The sequence below is a fragment of the Synechococcus sp. R55.2 genome (assembly GCF_047462075.1).
Classification (GTDB): Bacteria; Cyanobacteriota; Cyanobacteriia; order Thermostichales; family Thermostichaceae; genus Thermostichus.
Window position 1 is genome coordinate 1 of record NZ_JANSIH010000354.1, and the last position, 19,968, is coordinate 19,968.

General features: G+C 59.6%; 20 protein-coding genes, 1 tRNA gene, 1 pseudogene and 1 riboswitch. Of the genes and pseudogenes, 9 read left to right on the forward strand and 13 right to left on the reverse strand.

The window, feature by feature from the left end; all coding sequences use genetic code 11:
* The first annotated feature begins 307 nt into the window (after positions 1-307).
* Positions 308-1,069 (forward strand): 3-oxoacyl-[acyl-carrier-protein] reductase, encoded by a 762-nt coding sequence (fabG, locus tag NW838_RS11315; protein ID WP_414356363.1) that lies wholly within the window; start codon positions 308-310, stop codon positions 1,067-1,069.
* 5 nt (positions 1,070-1,074) lie between these two features.
* On the opposite strand, the gene NW838_RS11320 is transcribed toward fabG, so the two are convergent.
* From NW838_RS11320 to ssuE, 6 genes are all read right to left on the reverse strand, one after another.
* Positions 1,075-2,712, reverse strand: coding sequence for a gamma-glutamyltransferase family protein (locus NW838_RS11320; RefSeq protein ID WP_414428066.1), 1,638 nt, complete (start codon positions 2,710-2,712; stop codon positions 1,075-1,077).
* Between the two features lie 37 nt (positions 2,713-2,749).
* Positions 2,750-3,484, reverse strand: a complete 735-nt coding sequence (locus tag NW838_RS11325; protein ID WP_414356359.1) for an HAD family hydrolase — start codon at positions 3,482-3,484, stop codon at positions 2,750-2,752.
* 67 nt (positions 3,485-3,551) lie between these two features.
* Entirely contained in the window at positions 3,552-4,205 is a 654-nt protein-coding gene (locus tag NW838_RS11330) for a YqiA/YcfP family alpha/beta fold hydrolase (RefSeq protein ID WP_414356357.1), read from the reverse strand.
* Positions 4,206-4,217: 12 nt separating this feature from the next.
* Positions 4,218-4,457, reverse strand: coding sequence for a preprotein translocase subunit SecG (secG, locus tag NW838_RS11335; protein ID WP_011433676.1), 240 nt, complete (start codon positions 4,455-4,457; stop codon positions 4,218-4,220).
* 292 nt (positions 4,458-4,749) lie between these two features.
* Positions 4,750-4,923 carry a DUF4278 domain-containing protein gene (locus tag NW838_RS11340; protein ID WP_083757650.1) on the reverse strand — a complete coding sequence of 58 codons (174 nt, stop codon included), beginning with the start codon at positions 4,921-4,923 and terminating at the stop codon, positions 4,750-4,752.
* Positions 4,924-5,002: 79 nt separating this feature from the next.
* Positions 5,003-5,084, reverse strand: a riboswitch (Glutamine riboswitch).
* A 231-nt stretch (positions 5,085-5,315) separates the two neighbouring features.
* The gene (ssuE, locus tag NW838_RS11345; protein ID WP_414331394.1) at positions 5,316-5,843 is read right to left on the reverse strand and encodes an NADPH-dependent FMN reductase; all 528 of its coding nucleotides are present in this window, start codon (positions 5,841-5,843) and stop codon (positions 5,316-5,318) included.
* Between the two features lie 233 nt (positions 5,844-6,076).
* Between ssuE and NW838_RS11350 the strand changes: the two genes are divergently transcribed.
* Together NW838_RS11350 and NW838_RS11355 are read left to right on the forward strand one after the other, a co-directional pair.
* Positions 6,077-6,148, forward strand: a tRNA-Gly gene (locus NW838_RS11350).
* Between the two features lie 143 nt (positions 6,149-6,291).
* The gene (locus NW838_RS11355) at positions 6,292-6,735 is read left to right on the forward strand and encodes a DUF29 domain-containing protein (RefSeq protein ID WP_414356354.1); all 444 of its coding nucleotides are present in this window, start codon (positions 6,292-6,294) and stop codon (positions 6,733-6,735) included.
* Positions 6,736-6,740: 5 nt separating this feature from the next.
* Here NW838_RS11355 and nusB read toward each other — a convergent pair whose 3' ends face one another.
* From nusB to NW838_RS11370, 3 genes are all read right to left on the reverse strand, one after another.
* Positions 6,741-7,616 (reverse strand): transcription antitermination factor NusB, encoded by an 876-nt coding sequence (gene nusB, locus NW838_RS11360; RefSeq protein ID WP_414331399.1) that lies wholly within the window; start codon positions 7,614-7,616, stop codon positions 6,741-6,743.
* A 119-nt stretch (positions 7,617-7,735) separates the two neighbouring features.
* The gene (locus tag NW838_RS11365; RefSeq protein WP_414428067.1) at positions 7,736-9,895 is read right to left on the reverse strand and encodes an ATP-dependent helicase; all 2,160 of its coding nucleotides are present in this window, start codon (positions 9,893-9,895) and stop codon (positions 7,736-7,738) included.
* A gap of 11 nt (positions 9,896-9,906) precedes the next feature.
* The gene (locus NW838_RS11370) at positions 9,907-10,767 is read right to left on the reverse strand and encodes a Cof-type HAD-IIB family hydrolase (protein WP_414330353.1); all 861 of its coding nucleotides are present in this window, start codon (positions 10,765-10,767) and stop codon (positions 9,907-9,909) included.
* A 201-nt stretch (positions 10,768-10,968) separates the two neighbouring features.
* On the opposite strand from NW838_RS11370, the gene NW838_RS11375 reads away from it, so the two are divergent.
* The 4 genes from NW838_RS11375 to NW838_RS11390 all read left to right on the forward strand — a co-directional run bounded on the left by NW838_RS11375 (position 10,969) and on the right by NW838_RS11390 (position 14,442).
* On the forward strand, positions 10,969-11,922 hold the full coding sequence (locus NW838_RS11375; RefSeq protein WP_414428068.1) for a DUF1517 domain-containing protein: 954 nt from the start codon (positions 10,969-10,971) through the stop codon (positions 11,920-11,922).
* Between the two features lie 82 nt (positions 11,923-12,004).
* Positions 12,005-12,760 carry a hypothetical protein gene (locus NW838_RS11380; RefSeq protein WP_414428069.1) on the forward strand — a complete coding sequence of 252 codons (756 nt, stop codon included), beginning with the start codon at positions 12,005-12,007 and terminating at the stop codon, positions 12,758-12,760.
* Between the two features lie 76 nt (positions 12,761-12,836).
* Positions 12,837-13,607 (forward strand): peptidylprolyl isomerase, encoded by a 771-nt coding sequence (locus NW838_RS11385; protein ID WP_414356348.1) that lies wholly within the window; start codon positions 12,837-12,839, stop codon positions 13,605-13,607.
* 106 nt (positions 13,608-13,713) lie between these two features.
* Positions 13,714-14,442, forward strand: coding sequence for a HEAT repeat domain-containing protein (locus NW838_RS11390; RefSeq protein WP_414356345.1), 729 nt, complete (start codon positions 13,714-13,716; stop codon positions 14,440-14,442).
* Between the two features lie 128 nt (positions 14,443-14,570).
* Here the strand turns inward: NW838_RS11390 and bchM are convergent, their stop codons facing one another.
* Positions 14,571-15,236 carry a magnesium protoporphyrin IX methyltransferase gene (gene bchM, locus NW838_RS11395; RefSeq protein WP_414356342.1) on the reverse strand — a complete coding sequence of 222 codons (666 nt, stop codon included), beginning with the start codon at positions 15,234-15,236 and terminating at the stop codon, positions 14,571-14,573.
* A gap of 155 nt (positions 15,237-15,391) precedes the next feature.
* Between bchM and NW838_RS11400 the strand changes: the two genes are divergently transcribed.
* Complete coding sequence (locus NW838_RS11400) at positions 15,392-15,889, forward strand: hypothetical protein (protein ID WP_414356340.1); 498 nt, start codon at positions 15,392-15,394, stop codon at positions 15,887-15,889.
* A 44-nt stretch (positions 15,890-15,933) separates the two neighbouring features.
* On the opposite strand, the gene NW838_RS11405 is transcribed toward NW838_RS11400, so the two are convergent.
* The 3 genes from NW838_RS11405 to NW838_RS11415 all read right to left on the reverse strand — a co-directional run bounded on the left by NW838_RS11405 (position 15,934) and on the right by NW838_RS11415 (position 19,558).
* A complete protein-coding gene (locus NW838_RS11405) occupies positions 15,934-16,911 on the reverse strand; it encodes a D-alanine--D-alanine ligase (RefSeq protein WP_414356339.1) in 978 nt (325 codons plus the stop codon).
* Between the two features lie 69 nt (positions 16,912-16,980).
* Positions 16,981-18,096, reverse strand: coding sequence for a cell division protein FtsZ (gene ftsZ, locus NW838_RS11410; protein ID WP_414356337.1), 1,116 nt, complete (start codon positions 18,094-18,096; stop codon positions 16,981-16,983).
* 886 nt (positions 18,097-18,982) lie between these two features.
* Positions 18,983-19,558 carry an ureidoglycolate lyase gene (locus NW838_RS11415; RefSeq protein WP_414356334.1) on the reverse strand — a complete coding sequence of 192 codons (576 nt, stop codon included), beginning with the start codon at positions 19,556-19,558 and terminating at the stop codon, positions 18,983-18,985.
* A 202-nt stretch (positions 19,559-19,760) separates the two neighbouring features.
* Here NW838_RS11415 and NW838_RS11420 point away from each other — a divergent pair.
* Positions 19,761-19,968, forward strand: a pseudogene (locus NW838_RS11420) (hypothetical protein); the annotation flags it as partial.

The following is a 19,968-nucleotide window of genomic DNA, read 5'->3' on the forward strand; positions in this document are numbered from 1 at the left end:
ATTATACATTATTTTCAGTATAGTTGAGCTTATTATTGACTAGAGTCATGCTCTGCTGCAGCCTAGCCTTTGATCATAGTCCGGCTCTGCTCGCCCGTTGGTCTGGGAATCCGTCCGTCAACACATCTTGCGGGCAGGGTGACTGCACAGAGCCGTGGGATCCCTCCTGCCGATGCCATCGGCGGTTAGGACGGACATGGCGCAGGCGATCGCAGGGAAGTCCGTGGCAGCCAGACGGCCCCAAAGCATCCTATACTGTTGCGGCTGTCCTAATCACGCTGTCCGAATCACGAGGAACCTGCCGCTTATGTCTGAGCTTCTCCCTTTGCCTTCCCTCCAAGACCGGGTGGCTGTGGTCACCGGAGCCAGCCGGGGCATTGGCCGGGCGATTGCCCTGCACCTGGGGGCCATTGGAGCAAAAGTGGCGATCAACTACGCCCGCTCCGCTGCCGAAGCCGAGTCCCTGGTGGAGGAGATCGCGGCCCTGGGGGGAGAAGGGATCCCTGTGGCCGCCGATGTGTCTTGCCCAGAGGCAGTGGAGGGCCTGTTTGCCCAGGTGATGGAGCGGTGGGGTCGGGTGGATGTGCTGGTGAACAATGCCGGCATGGCCCGCGACACCCTGCTGCTGCGCATGAAGCCGGAAGATTGGCAGGCGGTGCTGGATCTCAACCTGACGGGGGTCTTTCTCTGCCTAAAGGCAGCCGCCAAAATCATGGTAAAGCAGCGCCAGGGGCGCATCATCAACATCACCTCGGTGGTGGGCTTGGTGGGCAATGCCGGCCAGGCCAACTACAGCGCCGCCAAAGCAGGGGTGGTGGGCCTCACCAAGACAGCAGCTCGCGAGCTGGCCAGCCGCAACATCACCGTCAACGCCGTGGCACCGGGGTTCATCACCACCCAAATGACCGAAAAACTGGATCCTGGCCCGATTTTGGCGCAGATCCCCCTGGGGCGACTGGGATCCCCGGCAGAAGTGGCGGGGCTGGTGCGTTTTTTGGCGGCAGATCCGGCGGCGGCCTACATCACGGGACAGGTTTTTGCCATCGATGGTGGCATGGTGATGAGCTAGGCACTCTACCACGCCAGGGCTAGGCCATCGGCACGAGGTTCGGAAGCCGCAATGAAGTGATCCCCATCCCGCAAGAGGATCTGTCCCCGGCCAAAAAGGCCGTAATCCTCTTCTGCCTCCACCACCTGCACTGCATGGCCGCGGGCGGAGAGTTCGCGCACCACCTGGGGCGGCACCGTGCTCTCCAGCGCCACCTGCGGGATCCCCTGATCCCACAGCACTCGCCAGCGGGGCGCATCCAGAGCCGCCTGGGGGTTCAGGCCGTAATCCACCAAATTCACCACCACCTGCACATGGCCTTGGGGCTGCATTGCCCCCCCCATGACACCAAAAGGGCCGAGGGGGATCCCTTCTCTGGATAGAAAAGCGGGGATGATCGTGTGGTAGGGGCGCTTGCGGGGGCCCACCTGGTTGGGATGGCCGGGCTCCAGGGTGAAACCGGTGCCGCGATTGTGCAGGGCAATGCCCGTGCCCGGAACCAGCAGGCCGCTGCCGAAGCCATCGAAATTCGACTGAATCAAAGACACCATCAACTCCCTATCGGCTGCAGCCAGATAAACCGTTCCCCCCTCCGGCAGCCCTGGCGGAGCCAAGGAGATTGCCTCAGCCCCGATCAACTGCCGCCGCCGCTGCGCATAAGCCTTATCCAGCATCTGGGCAGGACTGACCCGCACATACTCCGGATCTGCCACCTGTCGGCTCACATCGGCAAAGGCCAGCTTCATCGCCTCGATCTGCAGGTGATAGCGCTCGCCGATGGGGATCTGCCCCAGCTCAAAACCCTCCAAAAGGTTGAGCGCCATCAGAGCGGCAATGCCCTGCCCGTTGGGGGGGATCTCCCAGACGGTGTAGCCCCGGTAATCCGTATGGATGGGTTCCACCCAATCGGCCCGGTGCTCAGCCAAGTCGGCGGGGGACAGGAAGCCGCCCGTGGCCTCCGAGAAAGCCAGCAACTTCTCCGCCAGCTCCCCCCGGTAAAAACTCTCCCCACCGCTACGGGCAATCTCTTCTAGGGTTTGAGCATGCAGGGGGCTGCTCCAGCGCTCTCCAGCCCGTGGGGCACGCCCTTGGGGAAAGAAAACGGCCTTGAAGGCGTCGTGGCGCGGATCCGGCAGGGGCAAATAGATGGCCTCCGCCGCCTGCCACAATTGAGCAACTCGGGGAGAGACCGGAAATCCCTCTTGCGCCAGACGAAGGGCAGGCACAAACAGACGCTCGAACGGCAGCTTTCCCCAGCGCCGGTGCAGGGCCTGCCAAGCGGAAACTGCCCCCGGCACCGTCACCGCCGGCCAATCGTAGGGGGGGATCCGCCCATGGTCCCGGTACCGCTCCGGCGTCAGGGCGGCTGGGCTGCGACCGGAAGCATTCAACCCGTACAGCTGACCCTCCTCCCCCCCCTCCCACACCAGAGCAAAGGCATCGCCGCCAATGCCATTGGAGGTTGGCTCCACCACCGTCAAAGCCACCGCCATTGCCACGGCTGCATCCACAGCATTGCCGCCCGCCCAGAACATCTCCATGCCCGCCATTGCCGCCAAAGGTTGGCTGGTGGCCACGGATCCCTGTCTGCCCATCACCACCCGTCGCCGCGAAGCAAACGGATAGCGATCCAGGGCCTGCCGCAAAAAAGTGGGTGCTGGCATATCGCTACGCGACGCTCTCGCGAATGGGCTGGGCTCCCTACACAGGCAGGTTATCGCTACGCGACGCTCTCGCGAACAGGAGTGCGGCCAACTCCGCAAAGCTGTCCACCACCACATCTGCCCCGGCGTGGCGCAGTTCCTCGGCGGTGAAAGCCGTGGTGAGGCCCACCGCAAAACAGCCAGCCCCCTTAGCGGCGCGGATCCCGTAGGTGGAGTCTTCAATCACCAAACACAACGCCGGATCCAGCCCCACGGCGGCAGCCGTTTTCAGGTAGGGCTCTGGGTCGGGCTTGGCCCGCTGAATATCTTCGGCGGTAATCACCGCGTCAAACCAGCGGTGCAGGTCGAAGCGCTGGAAAATCTGCGCCTGATCTCGGCGGATAGCTGAGGTAGTGACGGCCAGGGCAGAAAAGCGCCGGCGGCTGGCCGCCAAAAACTCCAGCACCCCCGGCACCAGGGGTACCTCTGCCAGCAGCTCGCCAAAAGCCTTGGCCTTTTCCTCGATCAGGCGCTGCACCAGCAGGGGCTGTTCCGCAGGCGGGGTGTCTGTCTGGTGTTGGACGAGGTACTCGAACATGTCGCGGTCGGTGCGCCCCTTGAACTGCAGGGAGATGGGGGCCAAATCCAGGGATAGGTGGCAGCGTTGCAGGGCAATGGCCCCGGCGCGGGCATGGATTGGTTCCGAATCCACAATCACCCCGTCCATATCGAAGAGCAAGCCGGCAGTCACGTCAGCCTTCCCCTGTTGTAGGCACAGCACTTTGGATTGCATAGACATTATCGCTACGCGACGCTTTCGCGAATGGGCAAGCACGGGACAGGGATCCTCTTTAACAACCCTACTGCCCCGTCTCCATCCCCCACCCGCAGAAGCGGCTGGTGATCTGCCAGATGGGATCCAACACATCCGTCAGGGCGTGGTCGCTCTCCACCGCCACCAGTTGGGCCCAGGGGCGACAGGCCACGTAGTCTCGGCTGGCTTGAATGGGGATGGTTTCATCTTGGATCCCATGCACAATCAAGGTGGGCACAGGCCGTCGCAACGCCCCATCCGGGTAGCGTTGGGCATCGGCGACAAAGCCGTACTCCAAAGGGAGAGGGCGGCCTTCTCCGTAGTGAAACACCATGAGTTGTCCGGTTCGCTGCCAAGTCTCCACCGCCTCTGCCCCCAGCCGCGGCAGCCAATGGCCTAAAAAGCCAAAAGCCGGCGCCAAGAGCACCAAGCGCTGCACGCAAGGTTGTCGTTCGGCAACCCAAGCAGCCACCAGGCCCCCCAAGCTAGAGCCGATGAGGGTGACAGGGGGGTAGTTCATCTCGGCAAGCTGGCTGGAAACCTGCTGGATCTGGCGGGTCAAGGTGAGCTGGGCAAAATTGTCCTGGTTCAGATCAGGCACCTGAACAGGGATCCCCACCTGCTGCAGCCGCTGCCGAAAGAAAGTTGCCTTGGCCGACTGCGGCCCAGAGCCGAATCCATGCAGGTAAATCGCCAACACGGAAAGGGATCCCTATGGCCCTGTGGCTGCCGAGAGCCAGCCCGCCCCCAACACCACGCTGATGGAGAGGAAAAGGGTCGCTACCGTCCAGGTGATGCGGTTGAGGTTTTGCTCAGCACTCTTGGAGCTGGAGAACAGCTGGGCCTGCCCGCCAATGCCCGCCAACCCATCCCCCTTAGGGCTGTGCAGCAGCACCAAGATCACCAGCAAGATGGCCGAAGCCGACCAGAGAAACTCGAAAAACGCTTCCATCGCAGCGGATCCCTGTAGGGCAAGTTGCTAAGGCCATTATCGCTTGGAACCGCATCTTAGCGCACCCTGTCTCGGCATCGCTCCCATTTCAAACTCAACTCGTTCAAACTCAACTCGGCAGGCCCAGACCCATCTACTTGCTTCTCAGGTGGAACGGGTGCTGCTCCTTCTGGGGGTGTTGCTTTGCCTCAAAAAACGACCCCAAACGGGGCCGCTCGGTCTTTTCCGAATCTCTATGGAGATCTCCAGTGGATCCCCAGCTCACCTAGAACAAGGGTGAAAAGCATCCACCTCAGTAGCTTACACCCCGGTAAGTCAGGGGCTGATGAGGGTGAGGCATCGCTTTCTTGCTGGTGTGGTGCACACAGAAGGTTTGACCGCGATACTGAGCTTGCAACTCCTCATCACTGAGCTGAGTATGCGCGGGAACGTAGTCAAAGGTGTTGCCACGGAAAGAGAGTTTCATAAGTCGCCTCCATCAACGAAGGGTTGAGTTTGTTGTTGTTGAACCGTAAGCCACGGAGAGAGTGGCGCGATTCAGTTGAGGCGCGTTCCTTCGGGAAGACCCCTACTTCCGTCTCTGCACAGCTCCCAACCAACGGTGAGCCAACTGCAGAGATGAACGATTTATCCTATGTCTGTATCATAACTTACGGTTTTGCAGGTTTTTGGGGGATTTATAGAAATTTAATCCGGCCATACCCGCAAAAGGGATCCCTTGCCGTCGGCTCTTCCGCGGCTTCTCGGGCCTGACTGGGCAATCACCTATGCACTTTTCGGAATAGATTGCCGCAACCGGTTCCGGGCCCAGGGCACCAATCCCGTATTCGGCCAGTCTCCGCAAAATTCTGATTTCTTCTATTTCACCGCCTGCGCAAGTGCCTGCAGCCCTGCTCGCAGACGTTCCTCGATGTCGGCCTCTAGCTGTAGTGTTCCGGCAGCGTCCAACTGAATTTGAGAACTCAGGATATAAACCCCTCTCAAGATGTGGGTTGCCCCCATCACCGCCAGCACAGGTTTCATCGCAAAGTCGATGGACAGCAGATGGGCCAGGGTTCCCCCGGTGGCAATGGGGAGAATCACTTTACCGGTAAAGGCGTCTTGATCCAGCAAATCCAGCAGTGCCTTCAACACACCTGGATAGGAGGCTTTGTAAACGGGAGCAGAGATGACGATCCCGGTAGCTTGGGCCACCTTTTGCTGAATTGCCTTGAGTTGAGGGCTATCGAACTTGGCCAGTGCCAGATCCTCTGGGGGCAAATCCCGCACCGAAACAAACTGAGTGGTCAATCCCAGATCGGACAGGATCCCGGCAGCGTGATGTAAAACGGCTTCTGAGCGAGAAGGAGTGCTGGGACTACCGGAGAGCAGGAGGATGCTGGACATAGGCCGCAGACAGAATACTGCCTCAGTTGTACCAGGGATCCCATGTGAAAGATGATTAACCCACTCTCGCCCTGCCCCAGCATGCACGATAGCTTTGTCTCTCGACGTCATTCCCTGCTGGTCAAATTGCGGGCAAAATATGCCCCCCGACTCCCCACCTACTCAAGGGGTCGGGAACGTGATAGGTTAGATTCAGCAAGGGTTTCAGCTTGCTAAACTTGAGATTGATTTACGCGGGCGTAGTTCAGTGGTAGAACGCTAGCTTCCCAAGCTGGATGTCGTGAGTTCGAGTCTCATCGCCCGCTTTCCCCAACCAACCGGCAAAACCCGCTTTCCGCAAGCATTCCCGGACTTGGCCTAGTCCGGGAAATCAATGAGCTCAAGGTAAAAAGGGGTAGTTCGGGGTCAGTAAGATCTCCTTGGCCAGTGCCCAGTTAGGCAATGAAGCATGCAACTTTACGAGTACGACTTCTATGCCTGGACGCAAAAGCAAGCCGCACTGCTGAAATCGGGGCAGTGGGATCAACTGGATATCGCCAACTTGGTGGAGGAAATTGAGGCTTTGGGCAGGCAAGAACGCCGGGAATTGCTGAACCGGCTGGGGATCCTGGTAGGGCATTTGCTGAAGTGGCAATTGCAACCCCACCTGCGAGGCAAAAGTTGGCGGGCAACGATTACTGAACAACGCCGCCAGATCCAGCGATTGCTCAAAGACAGTCCCAGCCTCAAGCCCGATCTTTCGGCAGCCCTGCAAGAGGCTCACCAGGACGGGATCCTGTTGGTGGTGAGAGAAACACCATTGTCTGAAGCAGATCTGCCTGCCCAGTGTCCCTACACATTTGAGCAGGTGATGGATCCCGACTTTTATCCTGGCAAGGAAGATCCCCAGTGATCTGCTCAGCCCCCGGAACCAGAACCAGGGAGGGAGGGATCCCGACCCCGGTGGGTCTCCATCTGGCTGTCCACTACCCGTCGCAGCACTCCGTTGACGAAAGCGGCGGCCTCAGGATCCCCGTATTTTTTGGCCAATTCTACAGCTTCGTTGATGGCAACCTTCACGGGGCTGCTGGCCAGTATTTCCATCTCCACCACCGCCAGGCGCAGGATATCTCGTTCGATCCGACCAACCCGCTGCAATTGCCAACCCACCAAAGCCTTTTGCAAACGAGCATCAATCGCCTCCTTGTGGGTTCGCAGGGCAGTTAACAGTTGCAAAGCGTAGGCGCGCACTTCTTGGGATTGGGCAATGTACAACAGTTCCGGCATGGACAGGGCAACGCCCACCCGGTTGACTGCTCTTTGGGACAACTGGACAACCTCATCCAAGATGTGGCGGACGCTGTGCAGCCGCTGTTCCAGGTGTTCTAAGGCTTGGCCGGCGTTGCCGAGGGCCACTTGCACCTGCTGGATTAGCTCCAGCAATTCCCCCCGTAAGGCATTGGGGTCAGGAACGTCCGCCTCCTTCAGAGTGATTTCCAGGCGCTGCAGGTGTCGTTGGGCCTGCTGAAGGCGGAGGGTGACGGAGCGGGATCCACCCTCTTCCTTGGGATCCGAATCGGCCAACAATAGAGGATCGCTCTCGTGCAACAAACGGTCGCTGCGCTGGATTTCCGCCGCCGCTGTGGAGAGGGTTTCATGGGTCTCTTCACTCAGGGCGCGGATGGCTGCCAGCAGCAAGTCCTCCAGTTGTTTTTCGCTCAGTTTGGCCGCCGTGGCTGGCAGTTGATTGACCCCCAGCAGGGCCAGTTCGCGGGCAATACGCCGAGGTTGCATTGCAGAATATCCATAGCTTCTGAAAGACTGCCCCATTGCCGCAAGGCGGCGCGCAAGCGCTATCGGGCTTAGCCATGCTAGCAGGTTGCCAATCCATGAAGAACGAGAGACTCACCCGGTCAACCGGCCCTAAAACTGCGACTTAACACCCGAAACACCAAAGATGAACTCTGCTCTGTGCCAAAGCGAGATTGGCTGGATACCGAGAGGGTGAGCCGTCGTTTGCTGCGGGTGATGCCCACATACAGCAGCCGCAGCCGCTCCGCTGCCAAGTCCAAAAAGGCTTGCTTGGTGGCAGAGTCGGCCTGCAGATCCCAACAGCTTTTGGGGCTGAGCTGCCGCAACTGGGCCAGGGCCTCCGCTGTCATATCCACATCTTCCAAAAACCTCAGCCCCAGGGGCCGCTCCTCGTACTGGGTGGGAAACTCGTAGGCCGACACCTGGGGGATGAACACCTGATCCCATTCCAGCCCCTTGGCCCGATGCAGAGTCGTGACAGTGATGCTGCCCGGCTCGGGGTCGAAGGCGAAGATCTCCGAAGGCAAGTTGTTGAGGCGGTGATCCAGAATCACTTGAAATTCTTGGGCGATCTCCTGCCAATCGGTTTCGGGCAGGGATCCCAGCACCTGCTCCAGCTGATCGATTACATAGCGACCCACAAACAGCTCTTCCGGCTTGCGGTAGAGGCTTTGAACGATCACATTCAGCACCTCCGGCCAAGGGGAGCGCCCGGCCCGGAGCCAACCGGCAAGGGTGCGCAGCAGCCTGCCCAAGTTCTGCCAAGGCGGGCCATCGGGCAGAGCGGGAGCCTCACCAAAGTTGGGAAATAGCAGCCGCTCCGGCAGAGAGGCGCGGATCCAGGTCAACATCGGTCCCAGTTCAGCACGTGGGATCCCCGCCCAATCCGCCAAGCAATCCACAGCAGCAGCCAAGCGAGTGGGGGCAGTGGGCTGGGCAAACCAGTCGATGATTCCCTTGAGCTGCAACAACACCCGCCGCTGACTGGGACTGCCCCGCAACAGATCGATCACCCGCTCCGCTCCCATTTCCTGGAGATAGCTGAGGGCTTTGCCCCCCAGCTCGTTGGTGGTGACCAGAATGGCCACCGTTTGGCCGGGAAAAGCTTGGGTGGCTGCAATGGCCTGCCGCGCTACCTGTTGCAGCTCCTCCTCCGGGGATCCGACGACCCGCAGAAAGTCCACACCACCCTCGCTGGCCGGGGGGTTTTGGCCACCGGGGGTGGGCCGTTGAATGGGGTGGGGGGGCAGAGCGGTGCGCAAAGCCGGGATGGGGTGCTGCTGATTCACCCACTCCACCAGGCGGTTGGCCAAAGCGATGATCTGGGGGGCGCTGCGGCTGGATTCATCCAAGAGCACCACCTGAGGACTGGCCTGGCAAAAGGCGCGAAACAGCCGCGGCTCGGCGCTGGTAAAGGTGCCCATGATGCTCTGGTTGGGATCCCCCACCCGCACCAGGTTGCCGGTGCGTTGGCTGAGCAGCCGCAGCAGCTCTTCCTGCAGGGGGGAACTGTCTTGGGCCTCATCCTCGAACAGGTAGTCGTACCAGTTTTGCACCTGCTCCCGCAGCTCCGGGCTGCCCTCGATCAAATCCACTGCTTGCCAGCCCAGGTCGTCGTAGTCTAACTTGCCCAGGCGACGCAATTCCGCCTGATAGCCGGCGTAGATGGGAGCGGCCCAGCCCAGATAGCCCTCGCCGGGGATCACTTCTGGCCCCAGGCGTAGATTCTTGGCCCTGCTGATGACCACCTGCACCATCTGCTGGAAACTGCGCCGGAACTGGGCTCGGTTTTGGGCGATCTTTTGCGGGTTGTTGTCGCCGGGGATCAGCGGCTCCCAGAGCTGAGTATGGCGGACGAGCCAAGCGCGGCACAGGCGGCTGAGCAACCGCTCCTGTTCGTATCCCTCCAAAATAGACAGCTCCTCCCAACGGCTGGGGGCCTCCCGCAACACCCGCAACGACAAAGAATGCAGGGTAAAGGCCTGGGTAAAGCGATCCGGATACCCCGCCCGTTGCAAACGTTGATTGATGCGGCTGATCAAGTTGCCCCGCGCCGAACGCATGTAGGTGAACACCCCGATGCGCTCCGGTGGGATCCCCCGATTGAGAATTAAATCGGCGATCAACAGCTCCAGAATAAAGGTCTTGCCGCTCCCCGGAACGGCGGCGATCCCCAGCGGCCCCGATTGGTAGGCCAACGCCTGTTGCTGCGCCGGACGCAGGGTGACCTCAGGAAAGGGAGAAGAAGCCAGACCCAGCATGGGATCCCTGCCTAGCTGAGGATGAAGGTCTCGATGGCTGCCGCCACCCCGTCTTCTGCCACAGGAGGGGCAATCCAATCGGCATGGGGCAAGAGAGCTGGCGAGGCATTTCCCATCGCCACCCCGATCCCCGCATACCGCAGCATCTCAATGTCGTTGTCGCCATCGCCAATGGCCATCACCTGCTCCGCCGACAACCCCAGCATTTCCTCGGCCAAAAAACGAACGGCATTGCCCTTGTTCACCGCCGGATGGGTAGCCTCGAGAAAAATCGGCTCTGAACGGGTGAGGTAGAGCTGGTCAGGGGAATACCGCCGCCGCAGGGATCCCTGCAATTCCTGCAGGAACTCGGTATCCTCAGAAACAGCCAGGATCTTGGTGGGGCTTCGTCCGTATTGGGCGGAAGAGAACATCTGGAACGGCACCTGAGAGCGCTCAGCATAGGCCTGACTGAGAGGGCTCAGCTCCCGTAAGTAGAGCTGGTCATCGATGTAGAGGTGAACCCCCACCGGCTGATCCTGCAACGCTTGCAACAACTCCTCGGCCAGCGGCCAGTCCAGACTCCAGTGCTTTAGGGTCTTTTGGCTATCGGGATCCCGAATTAAAGCCCCCTGGTAGCTGCATAGGGGCATATCGGCCCCAATCGCGTAGTGGAACCGCTCGGCAGAACGATGCATGCGACCCGTAGCGATGGCTACTCGCACCCCTGCTGCTTTGGCCTTCTGAATGGCCTCCCGAACCGGCTCTGAAACCTGGTTGGAAGGCCCGGCAATCGTGCCATCGATATCCACCACCAACAGCCGAATCTGGGCACGGGGTGGAGAAGATGCCCGCTCTCTTTCCTCGGCTTGGACGTTAGCCTGAGTTTGCATTGCTGTTGTTTGCCCTCCTCCTGGCAACCTTCCAGACCGTAGCATGGCTCTGCCTCGATTGGTTGACGGTCATTGGCCGGCTCAGTACACAAAGAATCAACACAGAAGAATTGAACAAGTGAGATGGCCGGGTGGGGGATCGGTTTCCGCCCCTATTCCCGCCAACGAGAAAGCGTAGAATTAAGAAAGACTAGCCCCGTGATGGACGAAAACATTGTGATCATGCTGAAACGAATCGGTCGCGTCTGCCGGCCTCTGCTGGCCATTGCCCTGGCCTTGACCTTGGCCCTGGCTCCCATAGGCGCTGTTTGGGCACGCAGTGGCGGTCGCATTGGCGGCGGATCTTTCCGGTCTCCGACGTTCTCTGCCCCCCGCTCGATTGGCCCGCACTACTCAGCTCCTGTCTACCCCAGCTATGGAGGCGGCTTTGGTTTTCCGCTGCTGGTGCCCTTTTTCTGGGGAGGGGGGGGTGGCGGCCTGCTGACGCTGCTGCTCTTGGTTGGGGCAGGTAGCTTTTTGGTGCAGACGCTGCGCTCGGGGATCAGATCCGAAGAAGGGGACGATAGCATTGGGGTTCGTGATCCGCAGGTAACCGTTGCGCAGGTGAAAGTGGGCCTGCTGGCCAGCGCCCGACAACTGCAAAAAGACATGAACGCCCTGGCTCTGGAAGCGGATACTCAGTCGCCGGAAGGGCTGAGCCAACTGTTGCAAGAGGTCACTCTTGGCTTGATGCGCTACAGCGACTACTGGGCCTATGGCCATGCCCAAGCCGACAGGCTGCCCTTGTCTCGCGCCGAATCCCTGTTCTACCAAGCCTCCTTGCAAGAGCGCAGCAAGTTCAGCATCGAAAGCCTCAGCAACCGCAACAACCAGATCCAACAAGTCTCCCAAGCGGCGCTGCAGCGATCTGCTGCTGGGATCCCAGATGTTGGCGAGTACCTGCTGGTAACTCTACTGGTTGCGTATCGTGGTAACTTGGGTACACTACCTGTAGTTAACTCCATGGCGGATCTGCGGCAGTGCCTAGTGCAGTTGGCTTCGATTCCGGCGGAGCGGATTGTAGCCATCGAAGTGCTGTGGACGCCGCAGTTGGAGGGAGACACCCTGTCGGCAGAGGCGCTGTTGACCGAGTACCCAGAAATGCGGCTCCTCTGAGAGCCTTTGGGCGATGGACGGCAACTGTTGGCTGAGTGTCTCAACGCCTTGGGATCCCCGCCGTTCAGGCTAGGGAGGTTGTATGTCCGGGTTAGATGCTTCAGCGGGCAGAGGCCGTCGTTCCCCTTGGGCATGGTCTGGCCAAGTCAAGCAGGCAGATTCTCTGTTGGATGAGCTGTTCGAGGAGCTGGAGAACAGCTTGGAAGAGGGGCTGTCAGAAGCCGGAGAATATCCCTACCTCGGCACAAGGCCCCCGCTGCTTTCCCGGCGCTTCTCTGCTGCCGGGGGGCTACTGCTGGGTATGGCTTTGGCCGCTACTTTGGTGGCAGGGCTGGCCTTTTGGATAACCCTGCGCCCGCGGGCAGTGGTTTTTTCACAGCCTGAGCGGGATCCCTTGGCTGAGGCACCCAATTCTTCCCATTCCGATGCTCACCAGGAGCCCTTGCTTCCCACTGCTGCTGATGTGGATGAAAACCCCAAAGCTCCACCTGAGGATTCTGCAAAGGCTGTCTTGGTCGAACCGGCAAAGCCGCCGACTGTTGCCGCTCCTCTTGCTTCAAGAGGGGTCGGTGCTCCTTCTCCCCCCAGGGCACCTGCTCCTCCGCTGCCGGCATGGATCCCACCCCAGCCTGTGCCGCAGATGAAGCTGGTGGGATTGATCCACGATCCAGGTGCCCCCAAGGCTCTGATTTTGATCGACAACGTAGTACGTCAGGTGGCTGTTGGCCATGCGGTGAAAGCAGAGTGGCGGGTTACCTCCATCAGCCCCTACGGTGTGAGGGTGAGCAATGGTGCTCAAAGCGTCACCTTGCAGTTGGGGCTGTCGCAGCGGATCTGAATCACCTGGATAGGGATCCCTGCTGGGTTGAGCAGCGCCTGGAGGGTGGGAGATTGGATTGAAGGAGAAGGGGCAGATGAAATTCGCCAAGCCGGGGCGAATAAACCGCTGCAGAGTGAGAGCGGGCTTGGTTTTGGCGTACCTCTGTCTTGGCCTGTCCGCTTGTCGCAGCACACCCCCCTTGTCAGAATCCCCCTCTGGGATCCCGGCGGCCTATGCTAGCCGCCCGCAACTGCAAGGGAAGGCAGTGGTGGAGATGGAGGTGCAAACTGCTGAGGGGGTAGGCAAGGTGATCTTGGCGATCCACGGGGAAGCGGCACCCCTGACCGGCGGCCAGTTCGTGGATTTGGTTCAGCGGGGCTTTTACAATGGCCTCACCTTCCATCGGGTGGAAAAGGATCCGCAGCCTTTTGTGGTGCAGGGTGGGGATCCCCGTGGTGACGGTACAGGGGGTGCAACAGAGCCGGGGAGCAACCGCCTGCGCACCATCCCCCTAGAAATTCGGTTGCGTGGGGAACCCTACCCCCGCTACAACACCTTGATCCAGGATCCCGCTGCTCTGAGTAAGTTGCTCTTGCCCCATCGTTTGGGGGCGGTGGCCATGGCCCGTTCTAGCCCACTTGACTCAGCCTCTTCCCAGTTTTACATCACCCTCGCTGCTCTGCCGATTTTGGACGGGCGCTATGCCGTGTTCGGCTACGTCACCGAGGGGATGGAGTGGGTGGAGCGCATCCAGGTGGGAGATGTGATCCGCTCGGCGCGGGTGTTGGAAGGAGCGGACTTGCTCAGGGTTCCGGGATCCCAACCGGAAAGAGCAGATCAGATGGAGGATCCCGGCAGTTTATGATGGGCAGCAACTCTGCTGCTGGTTTGGTTGTTGTGGCTCTGGCTTTTGTCGTGGGGAAGGGCAAGTTTTGCGCTCGCCCCCTCCGCCAACACCTGGGCACCCTTTCATGCAAGAAGACGCTTTTTCCCCCCTTGAGCCCCTAGACGAGCTGCCACCTCACTCACCGCCGGAGGTGGATGTGGAGCTGATGCTGCAGCAGTTGCAGGATCCGGATCCCTATTTGCGGATGCAGGCGGCCCGCGCCTTCTGTGAGATCGAAGAACCCCGCGCCGTTAAACCCCTGCTGGCCCTAGTCCGGGATCCCTGCCCGTTGGTGCGGGTGGGAGCAGCCTATGCCCTAGGTCGGAATCCGGATCCCGCTGAGGTGGAGGTGCTGATCGAGGGCTTGCGCTGGGATTGGAACGGCTATGTGCGCAAAGGCTTGGTGTGGGCGTTGGGCAATGCCAAGGATCCGCGGGCGTACCCGGTGTTGCTGGAAGTGTTGGCCGGGGATATCGCGGCAGTGCGATTGTGGGCTGCCAGTGCCCTCGGACAACTGGCCCAGGCGCAGGCGTTGCCTGGCCCGGCATTGCATGAGGCGGTCGCAGCTCTCTGCCGGGGCTTGGCTCAAGATCCAATCGCAGCGGTACGCGGCAACTGTGCCTGGAGCTTAGGGATCCTGGGGCAACAGGTGAAACTGGCTCTCGAGGATCCCATTGTTTACACGATGCTAACAAGGCAATTGCTGACCAGCGCCAGTCGCGATCCCGATTGGGGGGTGCGGGATGACGCGCGGCTTGCCCTACAAAAGTTGGCGGATCCCGATTTGCTGGAGCAACTGGATAACCTCGGCTGACCCCTTGGGCTGAGGCAAACCAGCATGGCCATACTGCTGGCTCGAGATCGCTTCCTGGCGTCTGGAAATCTGGGAGATCACCACCTCAGGCGAACATTCCGACAGAAGGTATCCAGTGGGCGGCAGGTTCAGCGAACCAGATCGAGCAGCCAAGCAAAGTAGAAGCGGCTGCGAATGGTTTGTCGCTGCTGCACTTTCCAGCCCCATTCGGTTAATTGGCTCACCAAGATCGCCTCTCGGTGTTGATAGGCGCGGGTGGTTTTGCTGGGGCCGGGGAAGAACTCTCCCACTTTCTTCAGCAGCGTCAGCCAGGGGGTTTTGGGAGCGAAACTGAAGATCAGGCGGGACTGGGCCAGGCAGGTCAGGTGTTTTAACATGCGGAGGGCATCGGCTTCGGGGTAGTGGATCATCACATCAAGGCAGATGACGACATCGTATTCCCCTGTCAATTCCTCCAGATCCGAGACCCAAAATTGGGGGTTGTCTGTGGATCCCAGCTCCATTTGCTGGCGGCGGCGCGCTTCGCTCACCATTTGTTCCGAGATGTCGCTGGCGAACACCTGTGCCCCCCTGGCGGCCAAGGGCAAACTGAGGCTGCCCACCCCGCATCCGGCATCACAAATGCGTAAACCCGAGGGATCCCCCAACCACTGCAACACCGTCTCTACCGTGCGGGCATGGCCAAGGCGGATGTCTTTTTGGACGAAATTGACTTCTTCTTCACCATAAATGCGCCGCCAGCGCTCGAAGCCAACGGAGTTGAAATAATCGCGGACAATGGTTTTTTCCTGCATAGAACTTCCGGCTAGGGATCCGGCGAGAGAAAAAGATGAACGCTCTGCTTTTCTTCGCCAACGCGCATCCCATTCTACCCCGAGGCCCCGTAACCCTCTGCATCGTTGCCCTAGGATTGTATTAGAATTAACCCGCATGCCTTGGATGTTGCCCCATGACCGAAGCTGAGATTGCCCGAGCGTTGCAGGCTCGGTTGGCTGCCCCGGTCAAAATCGCGGTCAAACGCCGCCAAGGTCATCTGCATGTTCTTCTGAATCGATCCTCCTCGGCCCGAGTGGACTACCCCCATCTCATGGAACGGGTGCAGGCGGAGCTCAGAGTGTTGGGCTTGCCCGGCTTGGAGCAGGTCACGGTGTACGGGCGTGAGTCGGGACATTCTGAATACGAGTGGGAGCAAACGGCCCCCTTGTTGAACCCGCTGCTGGCCTCAGAAGAAACCACAGTTCTGTTGGAAAAAAAAGGCGATCGCCTACTGCAGGATCTGACAGTTGTTGCCCCGGATTCGGTCAACTCAAAGCCTGAACCTGCGCCGGAGAATCCTGTCGGGAAAACCGACATAGGCAGCAGGTCCCGCATCTCCTGGGTGTGGCTGGGGGGAGCTGTACTGATTGTTGGAGCTGGGGTAGTTCTTTTGCTGGTTGCCCTTCTCTGAGAGAGCAAAAACCTGGGGTAGAGGCTCTTGTCTTAGGAAAAGCCTCAGGGAGCGTTGCCGAGGGTCGCCGATGGACTTTGAGAACGCCGGGATCCGGTCAGGTTTGCCTTTCGCAGGGCATCCTGCAGCATTCGCTCCACCAACTCGGTGAACGTCCACCCCAGAGCTGCCGCCGCATCAGGACAGAGGGAAGTGGGGGTCATGCCGGGCAGTGTATTCACCTCCAACACCCAAGGATTTTCCTCGGGATCCACCCGCAGATCCACCCGCGCCAAGCCTTCGCACCCCAACACCCGATAGGCCTTCAGACCTGCCGCCTCACAGCGGGCCAATCCTGCCGGGCTGAGGGAACAGGGGATCAGATGCCGCGAGCCACCGGGCGCGTACTTGGCTTCGTAGTCGTAGAAGTCGCCTTGGGCGGGGATGATCTCAATGGCCGGAAGAACTTGGCCGGACAAGATCGAGAGGGTGATCTCCTTTCCGGGAACATAGCGCTCCAGAAAAACCCGCGACGAGACCGAGCGGGCCAACTCCAGCCCCTGAGCCAATGACTGCTCATCCCGGACAATGCTGATGCCCACCGTCGAGCCGTTGTTGCTGGGCTTAACCACCAGTGGGGATCCCAACTCTGCCGCACAGTCGGCCCAAGCGAGGGGGTTTTGGTCATCCCAAACCCGCCAATCGGGGGTAGGGATCCCTGCGGCGCGAAAGATCTGCTTGGAGACCAGCTTATCCATGGCAAGGGCACTGGCCAGCGGCCCGGATCCTTGGTAAGGCAGGCCCAGCCAGTCCAGCATCCCCTGTACCACCCCATCCTCGCCGCCGGGGCCATGCAGGGCAATCCAAACGAAATCGCAGCCGGCTTGCCGTTCCTGCCAAAGGCGCAGCGGCAGATCCTCCTCTGGGTCGATCACCTTCACCCGGTGGCCCAAATCCTCCAAAGCTCGCTTGCAGGCTTTACCCGTTACCCAAGAAACTTGACGTTCTGCCGAACGACCCCCCGCCAAGACAACAATGTTCATGGCTTAACCCCGAAGCACTCCCCACCCTTGACAACCGGCACCAAGATACCGGCATTCCTTCACTCTACTCTACGAAGGGGGCCGCCGGCGGCGCAAAAACTCGGGAATATCCAAGCCACCCGACATCGGAGGCTCAGGCTCCGGGGGCTGTCGAGGCGGCAGCTCAGGGCTCGTGGGGGTGGGCTTACGAACCCCTGACTTGTTGGAGGCAGAAACTTTGGTTGCAGCAGGGATGGCAGCCGCACGGGCTTTCTCATGGAAACCGGTGGCAATAACGGTGATGCGCACTTCCCCCTGCATGCGCTCGTCTTGGACGGTGCCGAAGATGATGTTGGCCTCGGGATCCACAGCTTCGGCGATGATCTCGGCAGCCACTGTGACTTCATGCAAGGACAAATCCGGCCCACCGGTAATGTTGAAGAGGACACCTTTGGCCCCTTCGATGGAGGTTTCCAAAAGCGGCGAAGATACAGCGGTAATGGCAGCCTCGCGGGCGCGAGATTTGCCGGATCCCATGCCAATCCCCATCAAGGCAGAACCGGCATCGGCCATCACGCTGCGCACATCGGCAAAATCCACGTTGATCATGCCGGGGATGAGAATGATATCCGAGATGCCCTGCACCCCCTGACGCAGCACATCATCCGCAACGCGAAAAGCCTCTTGGACAGGGGTTTGCTCGGAGATCACCGAAAGCAACTTGTCGTTGGGAATCACAATCAGGGTATCGACTGCCTCTTGCAGCGCTTGGATCCCTTCCTCGGCCTGCTTGCTGCGGCGCTTGCCCTCAAAGGAAAAGGGCCGTGTCACCACTCCCACCGTCAGGGCACCGCTGGCTTTGGCAATTTGGGCAATGATGGGTGCTCCACCCGTGCCCGTGCCTCCCCCCATGCCGGCGGCAATGAAGACCAGATCTGCTCCTTTGATGGCTGCTGCTATTTCTTCGCTGGATTCTTCTGCCGCTTTCTGGCCAATAGCCGGGTTACCGCCTGCACCCAAGCCTCGAGTCAACTTCTGCCCAATTTGCAAGCGGTTCACCGTCGAGGACTGGGCAAGGGCCTGCGCATCGGTATTGACGCTCCAAAACTCAACGCCCACGAGGTTACTGGCCGCCATCCGACTGACCGCGTTGCCACCCCCACCCCCCACGCCTACAACCTTAATCTTTGCGGCATTGCTCGGCATGATCTCCTCTGGACGATCCGCCGCTCTGGTCTGAGATCCGTTCCTCTCATACTCGGCGTGAGAGCCTTCTCCCCTGTAGCCCTCATTCCAATGGGAAGGCGTTGACTGAGTTTGATCGAGCCCTTGCCCAGGATTGGGAGGATGGATGTCTGACCAATTGGATGGCATGTCAGCTCTCACGATAACTTAAATTCTGGCAAATATCGAACATGCTAGCTGATTTAATATAAGGCAACTCTCTTCAGATGCCAACGCTGCAGACGTTTGTGAATCTTCCGGTTGGATACGCCTCTCCTAGAGAGTCCCATTGGCAGAGTCGTAGGTAGCCTTCTGTCTCGCACTTTGCTTGTGAATCCTCCCTTGCGCAGGGGCATTTCTCTCTGAACTTGTCTCAAAGCTCTTCGCTGGGTGGATAGGTGTTCTCGAATACTTAGACAAAGTTTGGATGGGTCAAGCTGCTGCCGAGATGGCCCGCGATAGCAGCCCTTCCGCCGGTCACCTGCACAAGATCCGCTGCCAGAGCCCCTTACCCAAGTGGGCCGGGAACCCAGATGCGGAGGGAGTAAACTCGCGAAAGGGCTGTAACGACATTCGTGATTGCCCAAAATGAACATCGCGCCTTGCTTTTCAAGTATCCGGGAATACCGGCCTCCTGTAGTCAAAATGGGATGCTGCCGGGGCACCTTTTTGGAGAAATAAACCACTACCAGAATCTGTTGCAGAGCGCTGTCCCTTGCAAGGGAGAAAGAGCCCAAAGGGTGGTTTCGGTACAAGAGGCCGACCCCAATAAGGCGACGAGTCCCCTATCTGGCCAAAGGCTGATAGAGGGCCGCTTCTAGAACTGAGGCTTTGGCATTCTGTGGAGACCCGGGATCCAGGTTTGCGTTCAGACCAACTCCAGGTGGATCTCCGCTTTCAGCCGTTGGGGGAGGGAAATTTTGAATACATCCCCCTGATTCATTTCCTGGGCACCTTTCATGCTGGCCAGGGCTTCCACCACTTCCTCAGAGTTGGCGGTTAGCACCACAGCGGGGCGCTCGCAGGCAATGGGGAAATCGTGCCACGTGCCGAGGTGCAGCAGCAGCCCATGCCCGGCAGGGAATCGCAGGGCTTGTACTTTGTCGAGATCGGGAGCTTCTTGGGGATGGTTGGGAGGAGCCATCACCATGATGAACGGCTCTTGCCCCAGACCGACGAACAACTGGGTCATACGCATGTGGCGCTCTAGCCAGAGCACAGGTGGATAGCCGGGCAGGATCTTGGCGGTACGGATAACAGCTCTACCGGTGTACTGAAAGTCGATGTTTTGTCCTTCCAGGACACGCTCCTGATAAAAGGGGATCCCCAGGCCAGGATTGGTCACATCGTCCCCCAAAAGTTGGCCGAAGGGTTGCACATTTTCCGGGGTGGCATCCACAATCGGCACCCGGACAACGGTGGTGGCAGTTGCAGTCGTACTCATGGTTGGCATCCTCGCTCTTTCTTGGACTGGGGTCAATTGGATTGGAGTCAGACTTTTTATCTTATTGAGAGCGACAGGAAAGAAACGGTTTTCCCGGTAACGGTCTATGCGTCTCTAATTCTTACCTTGTCCTTCTTGAGGGCACGTACTAGGTCTCGAATTGAGTACCGAGGAGCGAGGAGTGAGAAGTGAGAAGAGAGGAGTGAGAGGAAGAAATCTCTCCTCTTTCCTCTCTGCTCTTTGCTCTCTGCGGCTGGTTGGGGCCGCACTCAGCGGAGTCAGCTATGGGCTGCTGGGGGTGGATCCCCACTGGGGGCTGGGCTTGGGGACGGCGGTGCTGGGGTCTATCCTATTTGCCCTGCGCTACCGCAAAACCCGAAAGTTGATGCCTGCCAGCTTGATGTTCATCC

What these genes read in the sequence shown, in the direction of transcription:
- NW838_RS11405 (WP_414356339.1), bottom strand. Translation starts at nt 16,911, where the DNA reads ATGAACATTGTTGTCTTGGCGGGGGGTCGTTCGGCAGAACGTCAAGTT.
- NW838_RS11415 (WP_414356334.1), bottom strand. Translation starts at nt 19,558, where the DNA reads ATGAGTACGACTGCAACTGCCACCACCGTTGTCCGGGTGCCGATTGTG.
- nusB (WP_414331399.1), bottom strand. Translation starts at nt 7,616, where the DNA reads ATGCAACCTCGGCGTATTGCCCGCGAACTGGCCCTGCTGGGGGTCAAT.
- NW838_RS11365 (WP_414428067.1), bottom strand. Translation starts at nt 9,895, where the DNA reads ATGCTGGGTCTGGCTTCTTCTCCCTTTCCTGAGGTCACCCTGCGTCCG.
- ftsZ (WP_414356337.1), bottom strand. Translation starts at nt 18,096, where the DNA reads ATGCCGAGCAATGCCGCAAAGATTAAGGTTGTAGGCGTGGGGGGTGGG.
- NW838_RS11385 (WP_414356348.1), top strand. Translation starts at nt 12,837, where the DNA reads ATGAAATTCGCCAAGCCGGGGCGAATAAACCGCTGCAGAGTGAGAGCG.
- NW838_RS11400 (WP_414356340.1), top strand. Translation starts at nt 15,392, where the DNA reads ATGACCGAAGCTGAGATTGCCCGAGCGTTGCAGGCTCGGTTGGCTGCC.
- NW838_RS11325 (WP_414356359.1), bottom strand. Translation starts at nt 3,484, where the DNA reads ATGCAATCCAAAGTGCTGTGCCTACAACAGGGGAAGGCTGACGTGACT.
- bchM (WP_414356342.1), bottom strand. Translation starts at nt 15,236, where the DNA reads ATGCAGGAAAAAACCATTGTCCGCGATTATTTCAACTCCGTTGGCTTC.
- NW838_RS11320 (WP_414428066.1), bottom strand. Translation starts at nt 2,712, where the DNA reads ATGCCAGCACCCACTTTTTTGCGGCAGGCCCTGGATCGCTATCCGTTT.
- NW838_RS11355 (WP_414356354.1), top strand. Translation starts at nt 6,292, where the DNA reads ATGCAACTTTACGAGTACGACTTCTATGCCTGGACGCAAAAGCAAGCC.
- NW838_RS11370 (WP_414330353.1), bottom strand. Translation starts at nt 10,767, where the DNA reads ATGCAAACTCAGGCTAACGTCCAAGCCGAGGAAAGAGAGCGGGCATCT.
- NW838_RS11340 (WP_083757650.1), bottom strand. Translation starts at nt 4,923, where the DNA reads ATGAAACTCTCTTTCCGTGGCAACACCTTTGACTACGTTCCCGCGCAT.
- NW838_RS11375 (WP_414428068.1), top strand. Translation starts at nt 10,969, where the DNA reads ATGGACGAAAACATTGTGATCATGCTGAAACGAATCGGTCGCGTCTGC.
- NW838_RS11390 (WP_414356345.1), top strand. Translation starts at nt 13,714, where the DNA reads ATGCAAGAAGACGCTTTTTCCCCCCTTGAGCCCCTAGACGAGCTGCCA.
- NW838_RS11380 (WP_414428069.1), top strand. Translation starts at nt 12,005, where the DNA reads ATGTCCGGGTTAGATGCTTCAGCGGGCAGAGGCCGTCGTTCCCCTTGG.
- fabG (WP_414356363.1), top strand. Translation starts at nt 308, where the DNA reads ATGTCTGAGCTTCTCCCTTTGCCTTCCCTCCAAGACCGGGTGGCTGTG.
- ssuE (WP_414331394.1), bottom strand. Translation starts at nt 5,843, where the DNA reads ATGTCCAGCATCCTCCTGCTCTCCGGTAGTCCCAGCACTCCTTCTCGC.
- secG (WP_011433676.1), bottom strand. Translation starts at nt 4,457, where the DNA reads ATGGAAGCGTTTTTCGAGTTTCTCTGGTCGGCTTCGGCCATCTTGCTG.